This is a genomic window from Streptomyces sp. NPDC058880 (assembly GCF_042742535.1).
Lineage (GTDB): Bacteria > Actinomycetota > Actinomycetes > Streptomycetales > Streptomycetaceae > Streptomyces.
Genome location: NZ_JBHYMC010000108.1, coordinates 1 through 11,166, shown reverse-complemented (window position 1 = coordinate 11,166; position 11,166 = coordinate 1). Strand labels below are relative to the sequence as shown.

Genomic DNA, 11,166 nt, shown 5'->3' with positions numbered 1-11,166 from the left:
GAACGACAACCCCGCCGTCAACGGCGAGAAATCCAAAACCTCCTGCAGATACAGCGTCATCAGGAACACCAAACTGGTCTCCGTCAAAAACGCAATCAGACCAGCAACATTCCCCCACGCCACCGTCCGCTTCTTCAACACACTCACCGGCACCAACGGAGCCGACGACCTCGACTCCACCGCATAGAACACCACCAACAACACCACACCAGCCGCCAGCCAACCCCACGCCGACGGAGCACCCCAACCACGCTCACCCGCCTGCGTCAACCCATAAACCAACGCCAGCAGACCCAACGTCACCGCCGTCGCACCCGGAACATCCAACCTCGGACGCACATCCGGACGCGACTCACGAATCACCGTCGGCGCAATCACCAACACCACCAGAGCAACCGGCACATTGATGAAGAACGCCCACCGCCACGACAGCAGATCCGTCAACACACCACCCAAAATCGCACCCGTGGTGAACCCCGCCGACATCAACGCACCATTCAGCCCCAACGCCTTCTCCCGCAACGGACCCTCAGGAAACGACGTCGTCAACAACGACAGACCAGCAGGCGTCACCGCCGCCGTCGCAAGACCCTGAAACACCCGCGCCACAATCAACATCTCAGGCGACGTCGCCAAACCACCCACCAACGACGACACACCCAAAACCGCCAGACCCACCAGGAACAGCCGACGCCGCCCAAACAGATCCGCCACCCGACCAAACAACAACGTGAAACCCGCAGCACACAACGCAAACGACGTCGCGATCCACTGCAGATTCGACAACGAGAACCCAAGCCCGTCACCGATCACCGGCAACGCCACATTCAGGATCGAAAAATCCACCGCCAGCATGAACTGCGCCACCAGCAACACCACAAGCACCAACCTCAGGCGCCCATCCAAACGAACAGGCCCCTCCCCCCCACCCGCATCAACCCGCGCACCCTCAACAACCGACATCGCCAGACTCCCTTTCGATCACGCGACGGCGTGTTGCGTCGCGCCATCGACTCTGGACCGGTCGGGAAGGGTTACCCAGCCCCCTGGCTGTGCTGGCGCCGCGCAAGCTAGCACTCCCAGGGCCACCTTCCGGGGCGACGTCCGGCGCCTTCCCCCGGCACACTGGAAGGCATGGACACACCGACCGCTCTGGGAGAGTTCCTCCGCACCCGTCGCGCCCAGCTCCAGCCCGAGGACGTCGGGCTACCGTCCCACGGCACCCGTCGGCGCGTGCCCGGGCTGCGACGCGAGGAGCTCGCCCTGCTGGCCGGCGTGAGCATCACGTACTACACGCACCTGGAGCAGGGTCAGAGCACGAACGCCTCCGACAGCGTCCTCGACGCACTGGCCCGGGCGCTGCGCCTGACCCCGGACGAGCACGCGCACCTGCACAACCTGGCCCGGCCGCCGCGCGCCAAGCGGGCCCCCTCGCCCCGCCCCGAGTACGCCCGCGACACCACGCGCCGGCTGATCGGCGCGATGCCCCAGGTGCCCGCCGTCGTCCTGGACGGCCGCAACAACGTGCTCGCCTGGAATCGGCTGGGGCACGCCCTGCTCGCCGGGCACCTGGACTTCGTGAGCCCCGACGATCCCGCCGTACGCCCGAACCTCACGCGGATGCTGTTCCTCGACCCGCACACCCGGGAGCTGTACACGGACTGGAAGGGCGAGGCCCGGGTCGCGCTTGCGGCACTGCGCCTGGTCGCGGGACGCAATCCCGAGGACCGTGCGCTGGCCGAGCTGATCGGATCGCTCATGCTGCAGAGCCCGGACTTCGCCTCGCTGTGGTCGAAGCATCCGGTGCGGGACTGCACGGTCGGGACGAAGACCCTGCACCATCCTGTGGTGGGCCCGCTGACCCTCGACTTCGAGAACCTGCACCTCACCGACGGCACCAACCACCGGATGCTGCTCTACAGCGCCCCCGAGTCCTCCCCCTCGGACGCGGCACTGCGCATGCTGGCGAGCCTGACCGCCGGCGCGGCGGCCGGTGCGGGCCGGGGTACGCCGGAGCCCGCGCCGGCTGATGCCGACGCGGGCGGTGAGCGGTAGGGCGGCGGGCCGGCGGGTCAGTCCCGGACGGACGCGCTGACCGGGGTGCGGTCGCCGGGCGGTTCGTGGGCCGGGGCCGGTGCGGCCGGCGTACGAGGCCTGGCGCGGCCGAAGCGGCGCATGGCCGGCATCTCGACGAAGCGGAACAGGAGCCAGCCGCCGAGCAGCGAGGCGGTGAAGAAGCCGGCGATCACCAGCAGGGCCACCGGAACGCTGTAGGTGTGCTCACCCAGGAGCGAGCGCAGGTAGAAGATCGTGACGCCCTGGACGAGGTAGAAGCCGAAGGAGACCTCGCCGAGCCAGACCATGGGCCGGCTGCGCAGGAAGGTCTGGCGGCCCTGGACGTCGGCGTTGGCGGTGGCCCCGATCAGCGCGGCGACGGGGACGATCGTGGCGACGACGAATCCGTACTGGAACGGAGCGACGAGCGCGGCGGCGTAGCCGAGGACGGTCAGGACCAGGGATACGGCGAAGCCGACGCGGCGCGGCCACAGTCCCGCGAGGACGATGCGGGCGAGCAGGATGCCGAGCACGAACTCGAAGAGGCGGCCGGCGGGCAGCAGGTAGCCGAACCAGAACTGCATCCCGGAGATGGGTGTGATGGTGGACTTCGGGGTGTCGGGGACGAAGTAGGTGGCTATCAGCTGGACGGCGACCATCCCGGCGATCATCGCGGCACTCCAGCCCCACAGGGCGGTCCGGCCGCGGAGCCGCCGGATCGGGACGACGAGCACGGGGAAGAGCACGTAGAAGAGCAGCTCGCTGCCGAGGGACCAGCTGGGCGGGTTGACGCTGAGGTTGACGGTGGGCTGCGGCCACCAGGTGTGGATCAGCAGGAGGTTGGGGAGCCAGTCGGCGACTCCGGTGACGGCCGATCCGGCGAAGAGGATCATCGCGGCGGCGAAGACGACGATGTGGTTGGGGAAGATCTTCAGCAGTCGGCGGCGCAGGAACGCGGTGACGCGCTCGCCGGGCTTGGCGGCCCAGGCGAGGACGAAGCCGGAGAGGACGAAGAAGAAGGAGACGCCCAGGTACCCGGCCTTGCCGAAGGCGGTGGAGAGCCAGTCCGCGATGCCGGCGTCGGCAAAGGGGTTGATCGGGGCGTTGGGCGGGATCGGGGAGTCGGTCAGCGACGCGTGGAAGAAGAAGACGGAGAGGGCGGCGAAGAACCGCAGGCCGGTCAGTGAGGGCAGCTTCGCCCGCTTCGCGGCGTCGGAGGACGTCGTGGAGGCCACAGGGAATCGCTCTTTCGGAAGAGGTGCGGAAGAGGTTTCGTGAGGGACGGCCACCGGGGCCGTGGTCCGCCGTGCGGCGGGGGCACGGTCCCGGGCGGCGCGCGCAGGGGCGTCGCGGAAGGCGGGACTGCCCGTCGGGGCTCGTGGGTGCGGGGAGGGAGGGGCGGCGGCCGGTCCCGGGGACCGGGCGCCGCCACGGGTTCCCCTACTGCTCGATCTGGTTGCGGTAGACCATGAGCTTGGCGTCCTTGGCCACGTAGTAGTTCTGCACGGAGTACGCGATGGTGGCGAAGTCCAGGCGGCCGTCGCCGTTGAAGTCGGCGGTGGCGATGCGGGCGACGGACTCGTCCGAGACCCGCCACTTGGCCCAGATGCCGTTGGCGGCGTCGATCGCCTTGTAGTACATGACGCCCTGCCACGGCCACGGGCCGCGCAGCGCCACGAGGAACTCGTCGTCGCCGTCGCCGTCGAAGTCGGCGCAGACGATCTGGTGGCCGGGGCCCTCGCCGTTCTCGTTGGGGTCGCCGTAGACGTCGAGCAGAACGCGGTTCCAGCTGTGCCCGTCGCCGGCCTTGGTGTACACGGCCACCGTGTTGCCGTGGAAGGGCTCGATGGCGGCGACGTAGGCCATCGGGTCGTCGCCGAGGCGGCCGGCGTTGAGGTCGCCGCTGCCGCGGAATCCGGTCTGCTCGAACTGGGTGAGCTCGCCCGTGCCGATCAGCTCCCGGATCCACTCCTGGCGCGCCTCGTCGTAGTGGAGCCAGGTGACGCCCTCGTCGGAGGCCAGCAGCAGGGACTCCAGGTCGGAGCCGGGTATCAGGCCCTGCTTCTTCTCGGCTCCGTGGATCATCCGGAAGTGGCTGTCGTCGATGACGGTCATCTCCCACTCCTGTGCCGTGTGCACGTCGTCGGGCTGGGTGAACAGCACGACGGGCAGTACGGCGTGGACGTCCTCCTTGGCGACGATCGGCAGGCCGATGATCTGGAGCCGGTCGGTGCGGGTGAAGTGGCCGGCGCGCAGCCGGTGCATCCCGGTGGCCCGGCCGACGTAGTGGCGCTTCCAACGGGATTCGTCCTTGTCGGGGGTGCCCGGGTTCTCCAGCCAGTCGATCTTGCCGCCTTCGGTGTTGGCGTCGTGGATGGTCCCGATCGGGCCGTACAGGTCGTAGCAGACGATGACGTCGGGGTGGCCGTTGCCGGTGACGTCGGCGAAGTCGGCGCCGACGGGCATCTTGATCCGGTCGGCTATCAGGCGGCGGGTCCAGTCGCCGTCGTTGGCGTACCAGTAGATCTCGCCGAGGCGCAGCCCGTAGCCGAAGAGGTCCGGCTTGCCGTCGCCGTCGATGTCCGGGGCTTCCAGCCAGTAGCCGTCGCGCAGCTGGTCGGCTACGACCTCGGCGGTGAACTTCGGTGCGCGCAGGGCGGTTCCGCCCGTGTTGCCGGTGGTGGTCACGACGGGTTCTCCAGAGGGTTCGGGGTGGTCACGGGGAAGAGGGTGCGCAGGGCGCGGGGTACGGGGTGGTACTCGATGGCGAGCCACACGCAGTCGGTGTCGGCCCGGTACTGGTGCCAGGGGTAGTGGTAGGTGCACTGGGGACCGGTGGCGCAGAACGGGTCCGGGGTGGTGTAGCCGGGGCTCATCAGGACGTCCTGGTAGAGCGTGGCGTGGTCGCGGTCCCGGAAGCGCTGCATCCGCCCGAGGCCGTGGACCTGGGTGTGGACCTCGATGAAGTCGTGCTGGTTGTGCACGGCGCAGTCGGTGCCTGCGGGCGAGAACCAGAGGTTGGCGCGGACGTTGAACTCGCGCAGGTCCGTGGGGGTCTCGCGCTCGCCGAGCACATGGGCCGGGTCGAACAGGACGGTGTTGATGTCGTCCTGGGGGCTGCGGTGCAGGGGGGTCTCGCGGGGGAACTCGCCGGGGGCGAGGAGGTCGGCGAGGTGGGACCAGCCGGGTTCCGCGGTGATGCCGGTGATGTCGGTGCCGTCGGGGGCGGAGCGCAGGAGGAGGAGCGCGTCGGCCTTCTCGATGCGGGTGTCGGAGAGGACGGTGGAGGAGAGCGGGGGGATGGTCTTGCGGGGTTCCTCCGCGATGGTCACGGGCGTCACACCGGGGTTCACGACGATGCTGCGGCCCTCGACGGTGTAGTCCACGGCGTCGCGCACGAGGTCGGCCCTCAGGTACGGAGTGCTGAAGTTGAGCGGGCGTTCGACGGCGGACGGGGTGGCTCTCATGCGTGCTCCTCTCGATCGGGACCCGGACGCGGGCCCGGGTAGGGGCCCGGGTGGGGGCTCAGGTGCGGGCGAAGTCGGCCGTGCGCGCGAGCTCGACGCTGAGCTCGTCGACGGCGTTTTCGGGGACGAAGGGTTCGGGGGCGGGGCCGAGGCCGAAGAAGTGGGCGAGGGCCGCGACGGTGCGCTCGGTGGCCCGTCCGTCGCCGTACGGGTTGGCGGCGTTGGCCATCCGGTCGTAGGCGGCACGGTCGCGCAGCAGCTCCTGGGTGTGGGCGACGATGCCGTCGGTGGCCGTTCCGACGAGGCAGGCGGTGCCGGCCACGATGGCCTCGGAGCGCTCGGTGACGTCGCCGAGGACGAGCGTCGGCTTGCCGAGGGCGGGCCCCTCCTCCTGGCTGCCGCTGCTGTCCGAGACGATGATGTCGGCGCGGCCCATGAGCTTGCAGAAGCTCAGGTAGGGGAGCGGGTCGGTGACGGTGATGCCCGGGTGGCTGCCGATGTGCGGCAGGAGCGCCTCGCGGACGACGGGGTTGCGGTGGAGCGGTACGACGACGCGGACGCCGGGCTCGTCGGCGATGCGGGCGAGGGCCCGGCCGATCTGCGGCAAGTGCGGCCAGGCCTCGCGGCGGTGCGCGGAGGCCAGGACGACCCGCCGCGGGTCGCTGTCGAGGTCGGCCAGGGCCGGGTCGCCGTAGCTCTCCGCTCGGCCGCTGGCCCAGCGCAGGGCGTCGATGACGGTGTTGCCGGTGACGGTGACGGTGTCGGCGGCGATGCCCTCGCGGAGCAGGTTCGCGAGGTTGCCGGGGGTGGGGGCCAGGTGGAGGGCGGCGACCTGCGCCACGAGCCGTCTGTTGCCCTCCTCGGGGAAGGGCGAGCCGAGCCGGCCGCTGCGCAGTCCGGCCTCGACGTGGACGACGGGGATGCGCAGGTGGAATCCGGCCAGGGCTCCGGTGAGGGTGGTGGCGGTGTCCCCATGGACCAGGACGGCGTCGGCGGGCGAGGCGGCGAAGTAGTCCTCCAGGCCGCGCAGCGAGCGGTAGGTGACCTGGGAGAGGGTCTGCTTGGGAGCCATCACGTTCAGGTCGACGTCGGCGCTGAGGCCGAAGGCGTCGAGGGTCTCGTCCAACATCTGGCGGTGCTGTCCGGTGGAGATCACGACGGGCTCGAAGCGCGGGTCGTCCTGGAGGGCGCGGATGACCGGCGCGAACTTGATGGCTTCCGGCCGGGTGCCGAGGACTACGGCGACGGAACGCATGGCTTCCTCTTTCTTCGTGGCGCGTTGGGAATCGGGCCGTGGCATGGCGGGGGAAGGACGCGGCACGGCGGTGCCGCGGGCGGACCTGCGGGTGTGGCTACGGGTGTGGCCAGGGGATCGGATCACTCTGCGAGGGGCCTTTTTCGGCTGCCCTCTTCCGGCCTGCCATCAGCTTTCCCGGAGCCGCCCGGACAGTCAACGAACTCCCCCGGCCACTCGAACAGATGCTCGGGAACGCCAGAAGCCCCGCACTCCGGGGAAGGGAGTGCGGGGCTTCTGAGCAGGGACGACGGTCGGGAGACCGCGGGCAGGGTCGCGTGGGGGACGCCGGACCGCCGGCGGTGGCCCGCCGGCCGTCGTCCGTCCGGGATCAGCCTCGCGCAGGCTTGATCGACATGGAGTGGCGGAAGAAGTCGGACGGGTCGTAGCGCCTCTTGACCTGCTGGAGGCGCGGGTAGTTGTCCTTGTAGTACAGGGTCTGCCAGGGCACGCCGGAGCGGTTGCGGCGGGGGTCGGTGATGTCGCGGTCGGGGTAGTTGATGTAGCAGCCGTCGGTGCTGTCGTCGATCAGGGGCACGCCTCCGGTCGCCGAGAAGAAGTCCTCGTAGAGGTCGCGCAGCCAGCCCAGGTAGAAGGCGTCTTCGCTCTCCTCCTGCCAGAAGGTCTGGAAGCACATCTTGAAGATGGACGTCCGCTGCGCGTTGGCCGTCGCGTCCGGTGCGACGGCGTTGACCTGGCCGCCGAAGGAGAACAGCACCAGCATGGTGTCGGGGTTCTTGAAGTCCGGTCGGCTCATGTACCGGTAGAGCGCGGAGATCTGGTGGTCGGTGAAGTTCTTGCGCATGTAGGCGGACTTGTGTGCACCGCGTGAGGTCGGGTTGGTGATGGTGGGGTTGTTGGTGCCGACGAGCCGGGTCGCCTGGAGCCAGGGCAGGGTGCGGGGCTCGGCGAACTGCGGCATGGCGGGCAGTTCGCCGGTGGCGCGGGTCAGCGCCCGGGGCGTGACCCCGGTACCGGCGGTGATGGCCGCCACGTAGTCGTCGAGCAGTTTGCGGGCGTTCGGCACGGTCGCGTCGACCTGGGTGAACATGCCCAGGCTGCCGTGCGCCTTGGAGCTGACGTTGAAGAGGCTGGAGAGGTTGCGGTAGGGGCTGTCGGGGGCGCTGTTCGCGGCGTGCCAGGCGCCGAAGTTCTTCAGGAGACGGGTGAACTTGGCCTCGTTCAGCTGCTCCCAGGGGAAGTCCAGGGCGCTCACCAACACCTTGGACGGCGGCGCTATCAGCTGCTCGGAGGGTTCGGATCCCTTCGCGCCCGGTGAGCGGAACCAGTAGCGGGTCACCAGGCCGAAGTTGCCGCCTCCCCCGCCGGTGTGCGCCCACCACAGGTCGCGGTGGGGGTCGTGCTTCTCGCGGGTGGCGACAACGGTGCGGACGCCTCCCTTGCCGTTGGTGACGACGACCTCCACGGCGTAGAGGTGATCGACGACCAGGCCGTGGGCCCGGGAGAGGAGCCCGTAGCCGCCGCCGACGATGTGGCCGCCGGCTCCGACGCTGTAGCAGATGCCGCCGGGGATGGTGACGCCCCAGCCCTTGTAGAGGGCTTCGTACACGTTGATCAGGCGGGCTCCGGCCTCCACGACGAAGGCGCGCCGCGCGGGGTCGTAGCCGACGTGGGTCATCTCCGAGAAGTCGATGATGACCTCGGTCTCGGGGTGGGCGGCGAAGTCGGCGAAGCAGTGGCCGCCGCTGCGCACGGAGACCCGCTTGCCGGCCCGGACGGCGTCTCTGAGGGCCCGTTCGGCGTCCGCGGTCGAGCGGACCATCTTGATGTAGTCGGGGCGTGCGACGAAACGCTGGTTGTTGCCGGTGGTGAGCATCTCGTAGCGCGGGTCGCCCGGGCGCACAACGGCTCCGCTGCCGGCGGCCGCGCCGGAAGCCGCGGACTCGGCGGGGTTCGTGGCCGCTGCCGCGGGGCCGGCGAGCGCGCCGGCCACCGCCGCGCCTCCGACGACGGCCGCGCTGCGGGTGAGCATGGTCCGGCGGTCGACACCGTTCATGGGGCTACCTCACTTCTCTTCGACGAGGGGACGGGTGCCGTGCCCGGCACCGGCTGGGTGGGGTCGTGCGGGAGTGGTGCGGAAGGGAACGCCTCGGCGGCCGGAGGCTTCGGGCGGCTCCTGCGATCGAGGTGACCGGAGAGGGCCGCGGTCCCGAGTCCGGCGGCGGCGAGTCCGGCGCCGATCCAGGTCGGCGAGGTCCATCCCAGGCCGTGGGCGACGGCGAGGCCGCCGAGCCAGGCGCCGAGGGCGTTGCCCAGGTTGAAGGCCGCGATGTTGGCGGCGGAGGCGAGGGCCGGAGCCCCGGCCGCCTGCTGCATGACGCGGGCCTGGAGCGGCGGCACCGTGGCGAAGCCGATCGCTCCGAAGGCGGCCAGGGTGACCGCGGCGGGCAGGGCGGCCCGTGAGGTGAAGGTGAACACCACCAGCACCACGCACAGGCCTCCGAGGATGAGGTACAGGCTGGGCATGAGGGCCCGGTCGGCGGCCCGGCCGCCGAGTACGTTGCCCACGCACAGGCCGGTCCCGAAGAGGACGAGGAGCCAGGCGACCGCGCCGTCGGAGAAGCCGGCCCGTTCCGTCATCATGGGGGCGAGGTAGGTGAAGGAGGCGAAGACGCCGCCGAAGCCGAGGACGGTGGTGGTCAGGGCCAGCCACACCTGGGGCCGGCGGAAGACGGCGAGCTCACCGCGCAGGGCCCCGCTCTGCGGTGCGGGCTGTGCCGGAACCAGGGTGATCAGGGCGAGGAGCCCCACGATCCCGATCCCGGTGACGGCCCAGAAGGTCGAACGCCAGCCGAACTCCTGCCCCAGGAAGGTTCCCAGGGGCACGCCGAGCACATTGGCCAGGGTCAGGCCGGTGAACATCAGGGCGATGGCGCTCGCCCGCCGGTCGGGGGCCACGAGGTCGGCGGCCACGACGGAGCCGATCCCGAAGAACGCTCCGTGGGTGAGAGCCGCGATCAGCCGCCCGCCCATGAGGGCCGTGTAGTCCCCGGCGAGGGCGCAGAGCAGGTTGCCTGCAATGAAGATCGCCATGAGCAGGACGAGCATGGTCTTGCGGGGAAGCCGGGCGCCGGCCGCTGTCATCAGCGGTGCGCCGACCACCACGCCCAGGGCGTAGCCGGTGACCAGCATGCCGGCGGAGGGGATGGACACGGACAGGTCGTCGGCCACTTCGGGGAGCAGGCCGACGATGACGAACTCGGTCGTCCCGATGCCGAAGGCGCCGACCGCGAGGGCGAAGAGGGAAGCACGCATCGGCCCGGTCAGATCTGCCGCAGGGCGCCGCCGTCGACGCTCCATTCGGCGCCGGTGACCTGGCCCGCCAGGGGCGAGAGCAGATACGCGATCACGCCGGCGACGTCTTCGGGGGTGCCGATGCGGCCGCTGGGCAGTCGGCGCACCTCACGGATGAAGTGGTCGACGGCCTCGTCGGCGGGCAGCCCGAACCGTTCGCCGAGTTGGTCGGCGAAGCCTCCGGGGGCGTCGAAGAGCGCGGTCCGGGTGGGCCCCGGGGAGACCACGTTCGAGCGCACCGCCCGTGCGCCGAACTCCGCGGCCAGGGATTTGGAGAGGGACAGCAGTGCCGTCTTCGAGGCGGCGTAGTCGGTGATGCCGGGGTCGGGATAGCGGGCGGCCTCGCTCGCCACGTGGACGACGGACCCCGCGCCCGCCTCCAGCAGCGCGGGCAGGGCCGCACGGGTCATGCGGACGGCGGAGTGGAAGTTGACCTCGAAGGTGGTCTTCCACTGCTCGTCGGTCACGTCGAGGAAGCCGGTACGGGACTCCAGCGCGCCGACGTTGTTCACGAGGCCGTCGAGGCGGCCGTGGCGAGCTACCACGGCGTCGGCGACCTGCTGGGCCTCAGCCGGATCGGTGAGGTCGGCGGCCAGGGTGCTGACCCGCTCGCCGAGCCCTTCGGTGCTCCACGGCTTGCGGGCGACACCGACGACGGCGGCGCCCTCGGCGGCCAGGAGGCGGACGGTGGCCTCGCCGATGCCGGACGACGCGCCGGTGACGAGGTATACGCGGTCTTCGATATGGAGGTCCATCACGTTCCTTGGGAAAGAGGAGTTCTTGGGGAGGGGGACCTGGGGAGGGGGACCTGGGGAGGCGATACGGGAAGGGGGAAGCGGCCCGGCACGGTCGGGGGCGGCCGGGCCGGGCCGCTTCCATGGGGGGGATCGGTCAGGAGGTCGGTCAGCCGGCGACGGGGGTCTGCACGGCCTTGCTCCTGAGGAAGAGGACGGTGGTGAGGATGCCGAGGACGACGATCGCGGTGTTGACCACGACCGCGGTCGTGATCCCCGCATGAATGTCGGTATTCGCCGC

General features: G+C 70.4%; 9 protein-coding genes. 1 reads left to right on the top strand and 8 read right to left on the bottom strand.

Translation table 11 applies throughout. The annotated features are described in order from the left end of the window. The coding region (locus tag ACFW2G_RS32260) for an MFS transporter (RefSeq protein ID WP_384681124.1) at positions 1-963 on the bottom strand (963 nt) is incomplete at its 3' end. Positions 964-1,134: 171 nt separating this feature from the next. Between ACFW2G_RS32260 and ACFW2G_RS32255 the strand changes: the two genes are divergently transcribed. Then, positions 1,135-2,055 (top strand): helix-turn-helix domain-containing protein, encoded by a 921-nt coding sequence (locus tag ACFW2G_RS32255; protein WP_063890654.1) that lies wholly within the window; start codon positions 1,135-1,137, stop codon positions 2,053-2,055. Positions 2,056-2,072: 17 nt separating this feature from the next. On the opposite strand, the gene ACFW2G_RS32250 is transcribed toward ACFW2G_RS32255, so the two are convergent. The 7 genes from ACFW2G_RS32250 to ACFW2G_RS32220 all read right to left on the bottom strand — a co-directional run bounded on the left by ACFW2G_RS32250 (position 2,073) and on the right by ACFW2G_RS32220 (position 10,886). After that, complete coding sequence (locus tag ACFW2G_RS32250) at positions 2,073-3,290, bottom strand: acyltransferase family protein (RefSeq protein WP_384585508.1); 1,218 nt, start codon at positions 3,288-3,290, stop codon at positions 2,073-2,075. A 205-nt stretch (positions 3,291-3,495) separates the two neighbouring features. Then, positions 3,496-4,743, bottom strand: coding sequence for an FG-GAP repeat domain-containing protein (locus tag ACFW2G_RS32245; protein WP_384456370.1), 1,248 nt, complete (start codon positions 4,741-4,743; stop codon positions 3,496-3,498). After that, positions 4,740-5,522: a hypothetical protein gene (locus tag ACFW2G_RS32240; protein ID WP_052031310.1), complete on the bottom strand. Its 783-nt coding sequence runs from the start codon at positions 5,520-5,522 to the stop codon at positions 4,740-4,742. The genes ACFW2G_RS32245 and ACFW2G_RS32240 overlap by 4 nt, the downstream gene beginning before the upstream one ends. Positions 5,523-5,580: 58 nt before the next feature. After that, entirely contained in the window at positions 5,581-6,777 is a 1,197-nt protein-coding gene (gene wecB / locus ACFW2G_RS32235) for a non-hydrolyzing UDP-N-acetylglucosamine 2-epimerase (RefSeq protein WP_384456364.1), read from the bottom strand. Positions 6,778-7,147: 370 nt separating this feature from the next. Then, positions 7,148-8,833, bottom strand: a complete 1,686-nt coding sequence (locus ACFW2G_RS32230) for an FAD-binding protein (RefSeq protein WP_037928970.1) — start codon at positions 8,831-8,833, stop codon at positions 7,148-7,150. Next, on the bottom strand, positions 8,830-10,092 hold the full coding sequence (locus tag ACFW2G_RS32225) for an MFS transporter (RefSeq protein WP_384456361.1): 1,263 nt from the start codon (positions 10,090-10,092) through the stop codon (positions 8,830-8,832). The genes ACFW2G_RS32230 and ACFW2G_RS32225 overlap by 4 nt, the downstream gene beginning before the upstream one ends. 8 nt (positions 10,093-10,100) lie before the next feature. Then, positions 10,101-10,886, bottom strand: coding sequence for an SDR family NAD(P)-dependent oxidoreductase (locus ACFW2G_RS32220; protein ID WP_384456358.1), 786 nt, complete (start codon positions 10,884-10,886; stop codon positions 10,101-10,103). Positions 10,887-11,166: the final 280 nt, after the last annotated feature.

Excerpts from the sequence above, each read along its gene's own strand:
- ACFW2G_RS32255 (WP_063890654.1), top strand. The coding sequence starts at position 1,135 with ATGGACACACCGACCGCTCTGGGAGAGTTCCTCCGCACCCGTCGCGCC.
- ACFW2G_RS32240 (WP_052031310.1), bottom strand. The coding sequence starts at position 5,522 with ATGAGAGCCACCCCGTCCGCCGTCGAACGCCCGCTCAACTTCAGCACT.
- wecB (WP_384456364.1), bottom strand. The coding sequence starts at position 6,777 with ATGCGTTCCGTCGCCGTAGTCCTCGGCACCCGGCCGGAAGCCATCAAG.
- ACFW2G_RS32230 (WP_037928970.1), bottom strand. The coding sequence starts at position 8,833 with ATGAACGGTGTCGACCGCCGGACCATGCTCACCCGCAGCGCGGCCGTC.
- ACFW2G_RS32225 (WP_384456361.1), bottom strand. The coding sequence starts at position 10,092 with ATGCGTGCTTCCCTCTTCGCCCTCGCGGTCGGCGCCTTCGGCATCGGG.
- ACFW2G_RS32220 (WP_384456358.1), bottom strand. The coding sequence starts at position 10,886 with ATGGACCTCCATATCGAAGACCGCGTATACCTCGTCACCGGCGCGTCG.